The following is a 15,573-nucleotide window of genomic DNA, read 5'->3' as shown; positions in this document are numbered from 1 at the left end:
ATCGGGCAGGATTCTTGCGAAACCGACGCCGGTACTCCAGGATCTACCGGGTGCACGACGAACTTGTTGATCATCTGACGCGGTCCACGCCCCTGAGCCGGGGCGAGGCGCTGCGGGTGATCCAGGACGTGCTCGCCTACTTCGACGAGACGGCCGGGGACTACGTCCGGCGCCGCCACCGCGAACTCCAGGCGGAAGGCCTGGTGAACGCGGAGATCTTCGACCGGATCGCGGCGGACCTGAAGTACCGGGCGGTCGCACCGCCGGAGCTCACCCTCCGGCAGCTGCGCCGACTCGTCTACGGCTGACCTTCCAGGTTGAGGATCGGAACACCTATATATGTGCGGGATTGTCGGATACATCGGTAAGCGCGACGTCGCTCCCCTTCTCCTCGAAGGTCTGCAGCGGCTGGAATACCGCGGGTACGACTCGGCGGGCATCGTCGTCACCACGCCCAAGGCCGGCGGCCTGAAGATGGTCAAGGCCAAGGGCCGGGTCCGGGACCTGGAGGCGAAGGTCCCGGCGCGCTTCAAGGGCACCACCGGTATCGCCCACACCCGCTGGGCCACCCACGGCGCCCCCTCCGACGTGAACGCCCACCCGCACATGTCGGCCGACCAGAAGGTCGCCGTCGTCCACAACGGCATCATCGACAACGCGGCCGAGCTGCGCCGCAAGCTGACCGCGGACGGCGTCGAGTTCCTCTCCGAGACCGACACCGAGGTCCTCACCCATCTCATCGCCCGCTCCCAGGCGGAGACCCTGGAGGAGAAGGTCCGCCAGGCGCTGCGCCTGATCGAGGGCACCTACGGCATCGCCGTCATGCACGCCGACTTCCCCGAGCGCATCGTGGTGGCCCGCAACGGCTCCCCGGTCGTCCTCGGCATCGGCGACAAGGAGATGTTCGTCGCCTCCGACATCGCGGCCCTCGTCACCCACACCCGGCAGATAGTGACGCTGGACGACGGCGAGATGGCCACCCTCAAGGCCGACGACTTCCGGACGTACACCACCGAGGGCACCCGCACGACGGCCGAGCCGACCACCGTGGAGTGGGAGGCCGAGTCGTACGACATGGGCGGCCACGACACCTACATGCACAAGGAGATCTTCGAGCAGCCCGAGGCGGTCGACCGGGTGCTGCGCGGCCGGATCGACGACCGCTTCTCCACCGTGCACCTCGGCGGCCTCAACCTGGACGCACGGGACGCGCGCGCCGTGCGCCGGGTGAAGATCCTCGGCTGCGGCACCTCGTACCACGCGGGCATGATCGGCGCCCAGATGATCGAGGAGCTGGCCCGCATCCCCGCGGACGCCGAGCCGGCCTCCGAGTTCCGCTACCGCAACCCGGTGGTCGACCCCGACACCCTGTACATCGCGGTGTCCCAGTCCGGTGAGACGTACGACGTCCTCGCCGCCGTCCAGGAGCTGAAGCGCAAGGGTGCGCGGGTGCTGGGCGTGGTGAACGTGGTGGGCTCGGCGATCGCCCGTGAGGCGGACGGCGGGACGTACGTGCACGCGGGCCCGGAGGTCTGCGTGGTCTCGACGAAGTGCTTCACGAACACGACCGTCGCGTTCGCCCTGCTCGCCCTGCACCTGGGCCGCATCCGCGACCTGTCGGTGCGCGACGGCAAGCGGATCATCGAGGGGCTGCGCAAGCTGCCGGCCCAGATCTCGGAGATCCTCGCCCAGGAGGCGGAGATCGAGCAGCTGGCGAAGGAGTACGCCGAGGCCCGCTCGATGCTCTTCATCGGCCGCGTCCGGGGTTACCCGGTGGCCCGCGAGGCGTCCCTGAAGCTGAAGGAGGTCTCCTACATCCACGCGGAGGCCTACCCGGCGTCCGAGCTGAAGCACGGGCCGCTGGCGCTGATCGAGCCGGCGCTGCCCACGGTGGCGATCGTCCCCGACGACGACCTGCTGGAGAAGAACCGCGCGGCCCTGGAGGAGATCAAGGCCCGCAGCGGCAGGATCCTGGCGGTGGCCCACCGGCACCAGGAGAAGGCCGACCGCACGATCGTCGTCCCGAAGAACGAGGACGAGCTCGACCCGATCCTGATGGGCATCCCCCTCCAGCTCCTCGCCTACCACACGGCGAAGGCGCTGGGCCGCGACATCGACAAGCCGAGGAACCTGGCGAAGTCGGTGACGGTGGAGTAGGACCGTCCGAACGTGCGGGCCGGTGGGGGCCGGTCGCGCAGTTCCCCGCGCCCCTGACGGGGCGCTGACCCGCCGTCGGGATCAACGCGCCCCAGGGGCGCGGGGAACTGCGCGAGCAACCCCCACCGGCCCGCACGGCCCACACGACCGAACGGACCCCCACGTGGGCCCAATTGCCACGCAGGGGTCCGCTCATTGGATCGCCGGGTCCGCCCAACTCCCCGGCGTCGGCTGCCACTTCAGCCGTGGGCCGTCACCCCACGCCCGGCAGCCCGCCTCGGCAGCACCGTCGGCCAGTGCGCGAGCGCGGCGGTGGCGGCGTACCAGGCCACCGCCCCCGCGGCCACCGCGACCCAGCCTCCGACCTTGGCAAGTGACGAACTGTCGGCGAAGTTCGCGACGGCGAGCAGCAGCATCGCCAGGAACAGCAGCCCGTACACGCTCTGTCCGAGCTGGTCCCCGCCCGCGAGGGTCAACGACAGGGCCACGAGGGCGAAGAGGAGCAGGAAGAGGCCGGCGCCGTTGGCCGAGGCGTGGTCGGCGGACGAGACGGCCCAGGTGAACCAGAGGGCACCGAGGGCCACATAACCGGTGCCGCTCACGGCGTCACGGTCGCGGAAGGCCAGCAGGCCGACCAGGAAGAGGGCGACTCCGCCCACGTAGTGGGCGATGGACACGGCGTCAGAGGTGGTGACGTTGTCGATGACACCGGTGGTGCCGAGTCCGAACGCCAACAGGGTGATTCCCAGGGCGAGTCGACCGGCCACGGTGGTGGTTCCGCTTCCCGCGGAGACGTCATTGTCCACGGCGGGCTCCCTTCATGCGCTGTGCAGTGGTACGCGGTGACCGATATATGCCCTTCACAAGGGCACAAACACCTCTGCACGGCAGAACGGAGCGTTACGGAATGACAACGACGGGTCGCCTGGCCCGTTTGGCGAGCCGCCCGGCGACGGAGCCGAAGATCCGGCCGACGATCCCGTGGGTGGATCCCACGACGATCGCGTCCGCCTCGTACTCCCGCCCCACCTCTTCGAGTTCGTGGCAGATGTCACCGCCGCGCTCGACGAGGATCCAGGGCACCTCCGACAGGTAGTCGGCGCAGGCGAGCTCCAGACCGAGCACCTCGGTGCGGTGGTCCGGCACGTCGACGAAGACGGGTGGCTCGCAGCCGGCCCACACGGTGGTCGGCAGCCGGTTGGCGACGTGGACGATGATCAGCCCGGTGCGGGAGCGGTGTGCCATCCCGATCGCGTAGGCGAGGGCGCGTTCACTGGAGGTGGAGCCGTCGAAGCCGACGACCACCCCGTGCTTGAAGGCGGGATCGCAGGAAGGACGTGACTCTTCCGCCGCCAGCGCGTCGGCCGCCGTGGGGTCGGCGACCGGTCGCTTGCGGTCCGCTGGATCGAAGAATTCGTGACCGGCCATGGCTGTCTCGGCGTTGTGATCCTTATGTATGGGAGGGACGACAGAGTGCGGCGGAGCTGTGTCCGGGAAACATCTTCCCAAGCCCATACCCCCAAGGGTACGGCGGCACGCCTCCTCAGCCCAGATCCCGCGCACGCTCCGTAGGGGACCCTCCCCGGAACCGGTTAGGGGTTCCCCGGAGCATGCACGAGCCGCGCCCGTAACGCAATGGTTGCTGCCCCGTACAGGCGGTTTGCGCAGGATTCGGACAGGCCGGACCGCACCCACGGTGACCGTCCGCCCCGCCGCGCGTTGATCACGGCACGAGAGCAGCACGACAGGGAGTACGCCGATGCCCGGACCGCGCCCCGCCACCCGCCGGCCGCGTCCAGCCCCGGACGCCGCGGACGCCGCGGACGCCGCGGGCGACGTGGTCCGCTGGGCCGCGTTCTCCTGCATCCTCGTCCCGGTGGTACTCCTCTGGTACGGCACCCCGCCGGCCGGTGCGGCGGGCACCGCCCTCGGCCTCGCCGCCGTCACCGCCGCGTGCCGGTACCTGCTGCGCCGCTCGGAGCGCGGGAGGCACGGGAGGCACAGGACGGCATCCCGGGGAGGCGGACGTCACACCCGGGGCACCGCACCGGCCCCCAGGCGCACTACACCGGTCGACTGACCGGTTTTAACACCCTCGAACGCTGCTTTTCAGCCAACTTCTCCACCCTGCGCAAGGAGCGCCCCCACCACCCCCCAACCCCCGTTCCACCTGCACGGAAAGGGTCCGGGAGACCCCGTGCACCCTACGCGGTTTGGCCACTGCCACGAGGCGCACTTCCCTGCACGGCCCGCGAGTGCAACCCTTCGTGATCGAATGCTTCACGCCAAGTTGTCATGTCGACAATCGGCGGCGTGTCGAACTGGTCAACGCGACACCGCGGGAACCAGTAGATTCGATCTTGACGTCTTACGGCGGGGGACTCGTGCAGGACCAAGGGGAAACGTGCAGGAGCGACACAACCGAGGAGCCGCGACCACCGAGGGGGGCTTAGCAGTATGAGCCACGACTCCACTGCCGCGCCGGAAGCCGCGGCCCGGAAACTGTCCGGGCGACGCCGCAAGGAGATCGTCGCGGTGCTGCTGTTCAGCGGCGGCCCCATCTTCGAGAGTTCCATACCACTGTCGGTGTTCGGGATAGACCGCCAGGACGCCGGCGTGCCGCGCTACCGACTGCTGGTGTGCGGTGGTGAGGAAGGCCCGCTGCGGACCACAGGGGGCCTGGAACTCACCGCGCCACACGGCCTGGAGGCGATCTCACGCGCCGGCACGGTCGTCGTGCCGGCCTGGCGCTCGATAACGGCGCCACCACCGGAGGAGGCGCTGGACGCGCTGCGCCGCGCCCATGAAGAAGGGGCGCGCATAGTCGGGCTGTGCACCGGGGCGTTCGTCCTGGCCGCCGCCGGACTGCTGGACGGCCGCCCGGCCACCACCCACTGGATGTACGCGCCGACGCTGGCCAAGCGCTATCCGTCGGTGCACGTCGATCCACGGGAACTCTTCGTGGACGACGGGGACGTCCTGACCTCGGCCGGTACGGCGGCCGGGATCGACCTCTGCCTCCACATCGTGCGCACGGACCACGGCAACGAGGCGGCCGGGGCACTGGCCCGCCGCCTGGTGGTACCGCCGCGCCGCTCCGGCGGTCAGGAGCGCTACCTCGATCGGTCTTTACCAGAGGAGATCGGCGCCGACCCGCTCGCCGAGGTCGTCGCCTGGGCGCTGGAGCACCTCCACGAACAGTTCGACGTGGAGACGCTGGCGGCGCGCGCGTACATGAGCCGCCGCACCTTCGACCGCCGCTTCCGGTCGCTGACGGGCAGCGCCCCGCTCCAGTGGCTGATCACGCAGCGGGTCCTGCAGGCGCAGCGTCTCCTGGAGACGTCGGACTACTCGGTGGACGAGGTGGCGGGCCGCTGCGGCTTCCGCTCCCCCGTCGCGCTGCGCGGTCACTTCCGCCGCCAGCTCGGCTCGTCCCCCGCGGCCTACCGGGCGGCGTACCGTGCCCGCCGTCCGCAGCCCGACCGCTCCGACGCCCCGGAACCGGCCCCGCTGCCGCCGTCGGGTCCGCTGCCGGTCCAGTACCCCGAGGGGGTGCTGCCGATGCAGACCCGCAGGACAGCGGCGGTGGGCCTGTCGGCCAGCCTGCCGGGCCCGCGCACGGGCAGCTGATCCGCGTTCCCGCCCACCCGGCTCGGCCGGGTGGGCGGTCGCGTTTTCGGGGTGGCGCCGGTGACCTCGCGCACAAGGTCACCGCACGGCCGGTCCGGCTCGCGGCGGCGCGCCGTAAGGTTAGACACATGAACGATCGCATGGTGTGGATCGACTGCGAGATGACCGGCCTCTCGCTGTCCGACGACGCGCTCATCGAGGTGGCCGCACTGGTCACCGACTCCGAGCTGAACGTGCTCGGCGAGGGCGTGGACATCGTCATCCGTCCGCCGGCCAAGGCACTGGAGACCATGCCGGAGGTGGTGCGGCAGATGCACACCGCGTCCGGGCTGCTCGACGAGCTGGCCGGCGGCACGACGCTCGCCGAGGCCGAGGAACAGGTCCTGGCCTACGTGCGCGAGCACGTGAAGGAACCCGGCAAGGCCCCGCTGTGCGGGAACTCCGTCGGCACCGACCGCGGCTTCCTGGCGCGGGACATGGCGGCCCTGGAGGGATACCTCCACTACCGGATCGTCGACGTCTCCAGCGTCAAGGAGCTGGCGCGGCGCTGGTACCCGCGGGCGTACTTCAACAGCCCCGAGAAGAACGGCAACCACCGCGCGCTCGCCGACATCCGCGAGTCGATCGCCGAACTGCGCTACTACCGCGAGGCCATCTTCGTACCGCAGCCCGGCCCGGACTCGGACACCGCGAAGTCGATCGCGGCGAAGCACGTCCTGCCTGCCCAGTAGCCGTCCCGGGGTCCCGGGAGGCCCGCCGCGAAAGCCGTGCGCGAGCACCCCTTCGGACCCTGTACACTTTTTCTCGGCCGGTCGGAGAGACCACAAAGTCACCACCGGTCATGGTGGGTGTAGCTCAGCTGGTAGAGCACCTGGTTGTGGTCCAGGATGTCGCGGGTTCGAGTCCCGTCACTCACCCTTGAATGAAAGGCCCCAGGCCTGCGGAAACGCGGGCCTGGGGCCTTTCTGTCGTTTGGCCACGGCCGAACCACGGCCCATGCACCCGGTAGCAGACTGTGCGGATCCTGTGCATCGATCCGCCGGTGAGCGACAGGATCCTGGTCAGGGACGACGGACGCGAGGAGGGCAGTGGTACTGCGGATGCGGAGTGAACCGTCGCGCCCCTGACGCCGAGGCCGGCCTGCAGGTGTTCCCGTGTCCGCGCCCGTCCGTGCATGGTTGAGAAGTGCGCCGCGTTGTCGGGGGCATCGACATTCCTGTCGATGCCCCCGCACCTGCGGAGGCGCTTGGAGGCCCGTCGGCTGGCTGCAGGCCGTTAGCCTGTCGGCATGTCAGAGCGTGTCACGTCCGGTCGCACGGACGGCCTGATCACCCTGGGTGCCGCGGACGCTCTATGGGTCGATCTGACGGCCGGCAGCGCTGTGCCGACGTCTTCCGGGGCATTCACCCGCTCTCCTGCCCGCGCCCGGGCGGGATACGTCCTGCTCGGCGGCCATGTGGTGGCGACGGTGAGGGCGAGCGGCGGTCAGTGGAGTGTCCCGGAGGTCGAGGTGCACCGGGCGGCCGCGGAACTGAACGCGGTGCGAATGGATCCGCAGGACCTGGTCCGCATCGGTCCGTTTCGTGGGGCGCCGAGGCACGAGTGCGACGAGGAGACGCCGTTGCGTTGGCGCCGTCGCATCACGGGAGAACTACAGGAGCCCGGCGGTCCCGAGCAGGCAGCACGACGTGAAGTCAGCCGGCCGTACCACCTGGCGGGGATCGACTGGCGACAGATGCTCGTGGAGCAGACCCGCGCCGGGACACAACGGACGTGGTGGCTGCCGCGCGCCGTGGTCAGGCTGCTCGACGCGGCCGAACACACCGAAACGCAGTGGACGCGAGCCGCGCGGAGCCGCCAGGCAAGCGCAGCCGCGACCGAGCCACCCTCCCACCCCCGGCAGGCAGCCCGAGACGCCGACGGGCGGCAGACGACGAAGCCCGAAGGCCCCACCGCCCCACTGCGCCCGTACCACAAGGAGCTGGAAGGCCAGCTGTACTCGGTGCTCAGCAGGAAGCCCAACACCTCCCGCAGGATGGCCGGATGGGCGTGCGCCGTCTGCCGCACCGCGCCCGCCACCGTGCTCGACCACTGCCACGAACACGGTTACGTCCGCGCCCCCCTCTGCCATTCCTGCAACACCCTGGAACGCCCCGACCACCTGTACAGCAACGACATCCGCGTGGCCCAGCGCTACACACGCCTCTTCCACACCGACACCGACGACTGGCTCCGCCACTGGCACCGCTGCCCCGGCTGCCGCGCACGCACCACCCTGCCCCTGCCGCACCTCGCCGCATGGACCGCCCACACAGCCTGCCGGTCACTGCGCCCGACCCACCCCGCCTCCCGCGGGCGCAGACCCTGTGGTGTCCTGCGCGTGTCCTGGACAGGCAGTCAGAACACGCCGCGTTCCTGCCTGCTCACCGTCACCGTCGACTTCTGCCCCTCCGGCGAGCACCGCGTCCTGGCGCAGATCCCCTACCGCGAAGCCGCCGAGCGGTTTCGTGCCTGGCTGGCAGAGACGGCCCCCGCCGTGGCCGCCGCGGCCGGCCCTGACCGCCTGGACGGCCTGCCCGCCCAGCCCCGGCCAGTCGTCGCGGACACCAGTGGCGAGGACCTGGAACTGTTCTGAGCGGGCACCGGAGCACCGAGCATGGCCATCAGACGCACCCACCTCGGCCGTTCCGGCCATCTTCACTTGCCGGGATCGGCGAGTTTACGGCCCTGCTGGACCTGGAGTCCCGTGCGCCCGTCGCGCATCTCGCACTGCCCGGCAGGGACCCCGCCGAAGCGGGCCACCAGTGGTCCCCGTCTGAACTTCCTGACTGTCCGTGCCCCTTCGCCCTCACGACCGGTCGGGTCGGGGCAGCCACCGGCCGACTGCATATCGCCTGCAGTGCTGCTAAAATGATGGCATGACCGCGATCACCATCCGGGACGTCCCGGACGACACACTCAACGCCCTGAAGGTCCGCGCCGCACAGGCGGGCAAGTCGCTCCAGGCGTACGCCCTGGACCTTCTCGCCCGGGAGGCCGCCAAGCCCACCCTCGCGGAGATGGCCACGCGCCTGGATCGTGAAACACGCACCGAGCTCAGCACGACCGACATCCTCGACGCCATCGAGGACGGGCGGGACCGCCGTTGATCGTCATCGACTGCTCCAGCCTCGTGCACTTCCTCCTCGACCACGGCAAGACGGGAACCGCGATCCGTGAGCGGCTGAGCCGCACCGACATCCTCGCAGCGCCGGGCCTGCTGGACTACGAGATCACCTCGGCCGCCTTCGGGCTGGCCCGCGGCCGACGAGGGGACAAGCCCAAGATCACGGAAAGGGAAGCCCAGAAGGCAATCACCGACTACCAGAACCTCGCTCTCGACCTGCACCCCACACTGGTCCTGTGGCAGCGCGTACGTGAGCTGTCGAACAACCTCTCCGTCTACGACGCGCATTACGTGGCCCTCGCCGAGAGCCTCGGTGTCCCGCTGATCACCAGCGACGCCAGGATCGAGCGCAGCGGGGCAGCACGCTGCAGGATCGAGACCTTCGAGGCATCCAGCACCTGACCCCAGCGGCACGCGCGGGGTCCCACCACTCCTGAACGGCCGACGAGGCTCCATCGGCGTCCGGCGCGGACCTTGCCGCGGCACCGGCTCGCTCACGGCTTGCCGGCTCTGCCTCCCCGGACCTCCGGCCGGTCCACCACGTGGCCACCTGCCGCAACGACCGTCCGCCCGCATGAACCCGTCCAGGACGGCCCGATCGGCGGGGCCGTGCGGTCACACGGACACCTCCGTCGCGCGGAGCGACGAACTCGGCGCCCTCAGACCGCGTCGTGCAGGAGTGCAGCAGCTCTGCTGTAGACGTCGAGGGCCTGCCGTTGCCTTCCTGCGCAGGCCGGCGCGCGAGCAAGATTGCGCAGAGCCCGTCCCTCCTCGCGCTGGTTGCCGGCCTCGCGCAGCATCCAGGCGGCCCGGGTGTGTGCGTCGATGGCCGGCTCGAAGCTGTACAGGCTCTGCAAGGCTCCACCAAGGTTGTTGAGCGCCTCGCCCACCTGGCCGCGGCTGCCGTGCTCTTCGAGCAAGGGGACACATGTTCGGTAGATACGGGACATCGAGACCGGACACCCGGCACGACGGCGCCGACGACGCTCACGGTTGCGACCTCGGCAGGAGCGTTTCACCCTGAATGATCAAGGGCTGACCTGTGAGAACGGGTCATCCCTTCGTCATGTCCAGGGGGTTGGGGCCGTCACGAGGTGCCGGCGTCCCGGCGGCGTCCGAGAGCGTGTGTTCGGAATCCCCGTCGACCTGCTCAGGGTCCGTCCCTTCCGGCAGCGGCGGCGACGGCGGGAACAGGCGGTCTTCCAGCACGGGCAGCCCGAGCAGCATGACAAGCGGTACCACCGGGCCGAGCAGGGCTAGCACGATCACGGCGCCTCCCCGGGAAGCTGGCGATCACGGCTGGTACGTATGGGCGAACCGGCCACCTTCACCGTGCGCCCGAACGGGGGACGCCGCATCCGGGGCCGGGGCTCTCATAGGCCGAACAGGTGAACGCGCCGCACGGGAGCGCAGCGATGCCCCGCCGGCCCGAGGGGTCGGCGGGGCATCGCTGTCGTGTCGTCGGTGGGCGTCAGCCGACGTAGCCGGCCACGTCTGCGATCACGTTCGTGGTGCTGCTCGTGTAGAAGTCCACCTTGCCGTCGGAGCCGACGGGCACGATGACCTGGTTGGCGATCGTGCTGCCCTGTGCCCAGTTCAGGTTGGAGGCCGTCGGGCGGCTGCCGCCGTCGGCCCAGGCGGAGAGGTAGCCGCTGCCGGTGGTGCCGGTGACGGTGACGGTCAGCACGACCGCCTTGACGCCGGTGGACGGGATGGCGTCGCGCCCCGAGACCTGCAGGGCCAGGGTCTTGCCGGCGCCCAGCGCCGTCGTCTGGCGGGTGTCCAGCAGCCGCAGCGGGGTGACGGTCTGGAAGGCCGAACCGCTGGTGGAGAAGGAGCCGGACACGTCGGCGATCACATGGCTGGTGCCGTGGACGTAGATGCTGACGTTGCCGTCACTGCCGATCGGCACGACCACCAGGTTGGGGATGGTGGTCCCGGTCGCCGACCAGTTGACGTTGGACGCGGTCGGGCGGGTGGCGCCTTCGGGGTAGGCCTCCAGGTAACCCCCGCCGACGGTCTGGGTGGCCGTCAGGTTGAGCACCACCGCGGTGGCGGCGGTGGGCACGCCCCCGTGGCCGCGGACCTTGAGGCTGATCACCGCGTTGGAGATCTTGCTGGTGGTGGAGATGCCGACCTTGGAGCGGGTGTCCAGCAGCCGGGCCGGGGTCAGCGCCGTGTACTTCGAGCCGGTGGTGCCGCTGGTGTAGTAGCCCTGGACATCGGCGATCAGGTGGGTGGTGCTGCTCGTGGAGAGGTCCACCACGCCGTCGCCCGCCACCTTGACGGTCGCCGAGGCGGCGATGGTCTGGCTCGCGCCGGTCCAGTCGAGGTTGCTGGTCGAGGGCTTGCTGGTGCCGTCGGCCCAGGCGACCAGCGAACCCGCGCCGGTGGTGCCGGTGACCGTGAGGTTGAGCACGACGGCGGTCACGCCGCTGCTCGGGATCCCCCCGGCTCCCTCGACCTTGACCGGGGCGGTGCCGCCCGCGACCAGGGGCTTCGTGGTCGGGAGGGAACTGAGGCCCCAGCCGGTGCCGTTGCGGGTGTCCAGCAGGCGCTTGGGGCTGCTGAGCGGGTGGAAGGTGCCGGCGCCGGTGGCGGCCGTGCCCTTGGCCGCGCACAGTGCGCTGGTCAGGCCGGCCTCCTTGGGCGAGCCGAGCCCGGTCACCTCGTCGTAGCCGGTCGCCGCCGTGTAGCCGGTGGCGTACACGGAGTTGTCGCCGCTGGTGACGTCCCAGAAGTTCGTCGGGTAGCTGCTCCGCGCGGCCTGGTAGAGGGCGGTGTTGAGGAAGCCGACCCTGCCGTTGGCCTGGCAGGCCGTACCGGCGTTGGCCTGGACGATCGCGGCGGCCCAGGTCGGGGCCGCACCGCTGGTGCCGCCGATGACGCCGGGGACGGGGCTGCTGGACTGGCTGTCGTCCTGGAAGTAGATCGGGTAACCGTCGGCCGGGTCAGCCAGCGCGGAGACGTCCGGAACGGCACGCTTGGTGGTGGTGGCGACACCGCCCTGGTAGATGACGGGAGCCCAGCGGGAGGAGACGCCGCCCCCGGTGCCGCCGGAAGCGTTGCCCCACGTCGTCTGGGTCGTGGTGCCGCCCGAGGTGGTCATCGTGGTGCCGCCGACACCGGTGACGTAGGGCTGGCTCGCGGGGTCGTCGACGGCCTTGGCGGTGGAGCCCGTCGCGCGGTAGCAGTCGCTGGAGCCGTCGTCGCCCGAGGCGGCGACGACGCTCTGGCCCTGGGCCGCGGCCTCCGCGAAGACGGTGTTCTCGGCGTTCGCGGTCGCGCTGCTCTCGACCGCCTCGCACTCACCCCAACTGGTGGAGATGACCTGCGCCTGGTCGTCGGTGACCATCCGCTGGTAGACGTCGAGCACGTTCTGGTCGGTCGCGGACTCCGCGTCCGGCCCCTGGTAGTCGATGACGGCGGCGCCGGGCACCAGGCCTATCAGGTCCTCGATGTCGAGCGCCGACTCCACGCCGACCGAACCGTCGGTGGCCGGCGCGCCGGAGCCTGCCGTCGTGTCGACGTACACGTGGGACACCGAGGTGCTGGTGCCGACGCAGGACTGGTACGCGGCGATGCTGGCGGCGTCGACGTTCTCCAGCTCGAACACGGCCACGGTCTGCCCCGCACCGGCGGTGGCGGAGGCGGTCATCCCGTAGGCGCCGGCCAGCTTGCCGGGGCTGTAGTAGTCGGTGCCGTCGGTCATGCCCGAGCCGGTGAAGTCGGCGCAGAGGGCCGGGGTGTACGTGTGGGGGGCCACCGTGCGCGCACCGCGTCCCGAGACGGCGACGGAGTGGCGCCCACCCGCCCGCCGCACCGGGGAGTGGTGGCTGCTGACGGTGTTGACACTGCTCAGCCCGACGATCCCGGTCACCGAGGAGGCCACGTTCGCGGGCAGCGAGGGGGCCGAGGTGTTGAGGTAGTCGGTGGTGCCGTCCTTGAGCCGGACGTTGTGGAAGCCGGTGCCGAAGGCGTGGGACGCCTGCGCGGCGGTGGCGGTGACCGGGATGGACAGACCGTCCGGGCTCACCTTGCCGGGAGTGAGACCGGCCGCCTTCAACGCCCCGGAGACCGCCGCGATGGTGGCCCCCGTGGGACCGAAGACCGAGGCGAACTGCCCCTTGGCGAGGTAGTGGTGGTACTGGGCGTTCCCCGGCGTGGACACCGCGGTGACGAAGTCCGCCAGCGCCTGCGGGTCACGCGGGGTCAGGTTCACGCTGAGGTGCAGCGTGGTTCCGGGCGCGGTCGCGCCGGTCACCGTCGCGCCCGCCGGGACCCGCGGGGCCAGCCCTATTCGTCTGGGCGCGTGCGATCCGGCCGTTCCTCCCTGCGCGACCGCGCCACTGGCGGTCGCGGTGACGGCGACGAGGGCGACGGCAGCGGTGGAAGCCGCCACGATCGCCCTGGCCCGTCTGCCGGTCATGACTGCCGCGCGCCCGGGACGTCCCGGCGCGGCGTGGACCTTCTTGGCCATGCACACATCTCCTAGAACTGACACACCGCCACATCCATGTGCTGTGGCGGTGGTCGAAGCGTCACTCGGCCGACAGGCGCGTCCACGTCACGAGGCGTGCAGGAGCTGTCCCTCTTAACCGAAGTGTGCGCATTTTTTATCAGGCCATGACAGTTACTGTCTCTATTCGCCCGAGAACCATGAACGGATCTTTACGTCAGCGGCGCCGAACGCGGTGGCGGAGGTGGACGGCCCCTGAGCCGAAGGTGCGGGTCTCGACGAGTTCGAGGTCCACCCGCTGCTCGGCCCGGGGGAAGAACGGGATGCCGCCGCCGACCAGCACCGGGTGGACGATGGTGCGGTACTCGTCGATCAGGCCCAGCCCCGCCGCCTCGACGGCGAGGGTCGCGCCGCCGATCGCGATCTCGCCCTCGCCCGGTTCGGCCCGCAACCGCTCGATCTCCTCCGCCACGCTGCCGGAGGCCAGCCGGGCGTTGCCCTGCACCGTCGACAGGGTGGTGGAGAAGACCACCTTGGGGAGCGGCTTCCACAGCGCGGCCCACTCCAGCATCGGGGCGTCGAGCGACGGATCCTGGTCGGCGGTCTCCCAGTAGAGCATCGTCTCGTACAGCCGCCGCCCCATCAGGTGGACGCCGACCCCCCGGATCTCGTCGATCCAGTAGCGGAAGACGTCCGGGTCGGGCGCCGCCCAGTCGAAGCCGCCGTCCGGTCCGACGATGTAGCCGTCGAGCGAGACGCCCATCGAATAGGTCACGCTGCGCATCAGGGGCCCTCCTAGGTGACGAGTTCGACAGTACGACCGCCCGGCGCCACGGAACTCATCGCGGCGCCCGGTTTCTCAGCCGCCCCTCCCCTGCCGGGCCGCGCCGACGCCGTAGCCGTCGCATGTGGTCCCGCACCCGCACCAGCAGCCCGGGGACCGGCACACCCTGCGCTCGATGCGCACCGCCCCCGGACGCGGCGGAGCACGCCCGTCGGGCCACGGGCGGGATCGCCGAACTCCTGCGGCCGGCGCTCAGGGTGCCGACGGGGCCGGGCCGGGGGCCGGGTGGCTAGGAGGACGCCCGGATCACCAGTTCCGTGGGGAGCACCGCGTGCCTGCGTTCGGGGCCGCGGGACTCGGCCGGGCGGCGGTCGGCGATCTCGGTCAGCAGGAGGTCGATCATCGCGCGGCCCATCTCCACTATGGGCTGGCGGACGCTGGTGAGCGGCGGTTCCATGTGGCGGGCGATGGCCGAGTCGTCGTACCCGACCAGTGCCACGTCGTCGGGGATGCGGCGGCCCGCCTCGCGCAGCACCTGGCGGGCGCCCGCCGCCGTCACGTCGGAGCCGGCGAAGACCGCGTCCAGTGCGGGCTCGCGCTCCAGCAGCCGGGTCATCGCGCGCCGGCCGCCCTCCTCGGTGAAGTCCCCCGGTTCGATGAGGAGTTCGTTCACCTGGTGGCCGGCGTCGCGCAGGGCGTCGCGGTAGCCGTCGACGCGCCGCTGGGCGCCGTACACGTCCAGGCGGCCGGTGATGTGCGCGATCGTCCGGCGGCCGCCGGCCAGCAGGTGCTCGACGGCCGAGCGGCCGCCGCCGTAGTTGTCGGAGTCGACCGACGTCAGCGACTCGGCGGCGGAGCGCGGGCCGCTGATCACCGCGGGGATCTCCAGCTGGGCGAGCAGGTCGGGCAGCGGGTCGTCGGCGTGCACGGACACCAGCAGGACGCCGTCCACGCGGTGGGCGGCCAGGTACTGGGCGAGCCGCTCCCGCTCCCGGTCGCTGCCCGCGAAGATCAGCAGCAACTGCATCTCGGTGTCGGAGAGTTCGGCGCCCACTCCGCTGAGCATGTCGGAGAAGTACGGCTCCGCGAAGAACCGGGTCTCCGGCTCCGGTACGACCAGGGCGATGGCGTCCGTGCGGTTGGCGGCCAGCGCGCGGGCGGCGGTGTTGGGCACGTAGCCGAGTTCGTTGACGGCCGCCTCGACGGCCGCCCGGGTCGCATCGCTGACCCGCGGCGAGCCGTTGATCACCCGCGACACCGTGCCGCGGCCCACGCCGGCCCGGGCGGCGACCTCCTCCAGGGTCGGCCGCCGGGCGCCCCGGCCCCGCTCACCCTTGACCGTCATGGTCGCCGCCTTCCGTTCGCAGCTCTCAGGCC

14 protein-coding genes and 1 tRNA gene are annotated in these 15,573 nt (G+C 71.0%); 8 read left to right on the top strand and 7 right to left on the bottom strand.

Annotation, left to right across the window (positions count from 1 at the left end):
* Window positions 1–50 precede the first annotated feature (50 nt).
* Window positions 51–308, top strand: a complete 258-nt coding sequence (locus ACZ3KP_RS31950) for a hypothetical protein (protein WP_132890701.1) — start codon at window positions 51–53, stop codon at window positions 306–308.
* 31 nt (window positions 309–339) lie between these two features.
* The gene (gene glmS / locus ACZ3KP_RS31945; RefSeq protein ID WP_358972224.1) at window positions 340–2,157 is read left to right on the top strand and encodes a glutamine--fructose-6-phosphate transaminase (isomerizing); all 1,818 of its coding nucleotides are present in this window, start codon (window positions 340–342) and stop codon (window positions 2,155–2,157) included.
* A 239-nt stretch (window positions 2,158–2,396) separates the two neighbouring features.
* On the opposite strand, the gene ACZ3KP_RS31940 is transcribed toward glmS, so the two are convergent.
* On the bottom strand, window positions 2,397–2,963 hold the full coding sequence (locus ACZ3KP_RS31940; RefSeq protein ID WP_467503682.1) for a GPR1/FUN34/YaaH family transporter: 567 nt from the start codon (window positions 2,961–2,963) through the stop codon (window positions 2,397–2,399).
* Window positions 2,964–3,057: 94 nt separating this feature from the next.
* Complete coding sequence (locus tag ACZ3KP_RS31935; protein WP_132890655.1) at window positions 3,058–3,585, bottom strand: universal stress protein; 528 nt, start codon at window positions 3,583–3,585, stop codon at window positions 3,058–3,060.
* Between the two features lie 1,029 nt (window positions 3,586–4,614).
* On the opposite strand from ACZ3KP_RS31935, the gene ACZ3KP_RS31930 reads away from it, so the two are divergent.
* The 6 genes from ACZ3KP_RS31930 to ACZ3KP_RS31905 all read left to right on the top strand — a co-directional run bounded on the left by ACZ3KP_RS31930 (window position 4,615) and on the right by ACZ3KP_RS31905 (window position 9,355).
* Entirely contained in the window at window positions 4,615–5,787 is a 1,173-nt protein-coding gene (locus ACZ3KP_RS31930) for a helix-turn-helix domain-containing protein (RefSeq protein WP_132890654.1), read from the top strand.
* Window positions 5,788–5,915: 128 nt separating this feature from the next.
* Window positions 5,916–6,518 (top strand): oligoribonuclease, encoded by a 603-nt coding sequence (orn, locus tag ACZ3KP_RS31925; protein WP_132890653.1) that lies wholly within the window; start codon window positions 5,916–5,918, stop codon window positions 6,516–6,518.
* 113 nt (window positions 6,519–6,631) lie between these two features.
* Window positions 6,632–6,704: transfer RNA gene (locus ACZ3KP_RS31920), tRNA-His, on the top strand.
* A gap of 371 nt (window positions 6,705–7,075) precedes the next feature.
* Window positions 7,076–8,422: an endonuclease domain-containing protein gene (locus ACZ3KP_RS31915; protein ID WP_467503679.1), complete on the top strand. Its 1,347-nt coding sequence runs from the start codon at window positions 7,076–7,078 to the stop codon at window positions 8,420–8,422.
* 283 nt (window positions 8,423–8,705) lie between these two features.
* Window positions 8,706–8,936, top strand: coding sequence for a FitA-like ribbon-helix-helix domain-containing protein (locus ACZ3KP_RS31910; RefSeq protein ID WP_467503678.1), 231 nt, complete (start codon window positions 8,706–8,708; stop codon window positions 8,934–8,936).
* Window positions 8,933–9,355, top strand: a complete 423-nt coding sequence (locus ACZ3KP_RS31905; RefSeq protein WP_467503676.1) for a type II toxin-antitoxin system VapC family toxin — start codon at window positions 8,933–8,935, stop codon at window positions 9,353–9,355. Before ACZ3KP_RS31910 ends, ACZ3KP_RS31905 begins: the two co-directional genes overlap by 4 nt.
* Window positions 9,356–9,612: 257 nt before the next feature.
* Here ACZ3KP_RS31905 and ACZ3KP_RS31900 read toward each other — a convergent pair whose 3' ends face one another.
* From ACZ3KP_RS31900 to ACZ3KP_RS31880, 5 genes are all read right to left on the bottom strand, one after another.
* The gene (locus tag ACZ3KP_RS31900) at window positions 9,613–9,873 is read right to left on the bottom strand and encodes a hypothetical protein (protein ID WP_467503675.1); all 261 of its coding nucleotides are present in this window, start codon (window positions 9,871–9,873) and stop codon (window positions 9,613–9,615) included.
* Between the two features lie 133 nt (window positions 9,874–10,006).
* Complete coding sequence (locus ACZ3KP_RS31895) at window positions 10,007–10,222, bottom strand: hypothetical protein (protein WP_467503673.1); 216 nt, start codon at window positions 10,220–10,222, stop codon at window positions 10,007–10,009.
* A gap of 202 nt (window positions 10,223–10,424) precedes the next feature.
* Entirely contained in the window at window positions 10,425–13,433 is a 3,009-nt protein-coding gene (locus ACZ3KP_RS31890; RefSeq protein ID WP_467503672.1) for a S53 family peptidase, read from the bottom strand.
* A gap of 196 nt (window positions 13,434–13,629) precedes the next feature.
* A complete protein-coding gene (locus ACZ3KP_RS31885; protein WP_467503670.1) occupies window positions 13,630–14,196 on the bottom strand; it encodes a dihydrofolate reductase family protein in 567 nt (188 codons plus the stop codon).
* Between the two features lie 289 nt (window positions 14,197–14,485).
* Window positions 14,486–15,541, bottom strand: a complete 1,056-nt coding sequence (locus ACZ3KP_RS31880; RefSeq protein WP_358988080.1) for a LacI family DNA-binding transcriptional regulator — start codon at window positions 15,539–15,541, stop codon at window positions 14,486–14,488.
* Window positions 15,542–15,573: the final 32 nt, after the last annotated feature.

The sequence above is a fragment of the Streptomyces sp. NPDC020958 genome, assembly GCF_055562175.1.
Note: the sequence above shows the minus strand (reverse complement) of the source record. Positions and strands in the feature narration are given on the sequence as shown.

Bases quoted from the DNA above. Each gene is read 5' to 3' on its own strand.
- glmS (WP_358972224.1), top strand. From the start codon at position 340: ATGTGCGGGATTGTCGGATACATCGGTAAGCGCGACGTCGCTCCCCTT.
- ACZ3KP_RS31935 (WP_132890655.1), bottom strand. From the start codon at position 3,585: ATGGCCGGTCACGAATTCTTCGATCCAGCGGACCGCAAGCGACCGGTC.
- ACZ3KP_RS31930 (WP_132890654.1), top strand. From the start codon at position 4,615: ATGAGCCACGACTCCACTGCCGCGCCGGAAGCCGCGGCCCGGAAACTG.
- orn (WP_132890653.1), top strand. From the start codon at position 5,916: ATGAACGATCGCATGGTGTGGATCGACTGCGAGATGACCGGCCTCTCG.
- ACZ3KP_RS31915 (WP_467503679.1), top strand. From the start codon at position 7,076: ATGTCAGAGCGTGTCACGTCCGGTCGCACGGACGGCCTGATCACCCTG.
- ACZ3KP_RS31910 (WP_467503678.1), top strand. From the start codon at position 8,706: ATGACCGCGATCACCATCCGGGACGTCCCGGACGACACACTCAACGCC.
- ACZ3KP_RS31890 (WP_467503672.1), bottom strand. From the start codon at position 13,433: ATGGCCAAGAAGGTCCACGCCGCGCCGGGACGTCCCGGGCGCGCGGCA.
- ACZ3KP_RS31885 (WP_467503670.1), bottom strand. From the start codon at position 14,196: ATGCGCAGCGTGACCTATTCGATGGGCGTCTCGCTCGACGGCTACATC.
- ACZ3KP_RS31880 (WP_358988080.1), bottom strand. From the start codon at position 15,541: ATGACGGTCAAGGGTGAGCGGGGCCGGGGCGCCCGGCGGCCGACCCTG.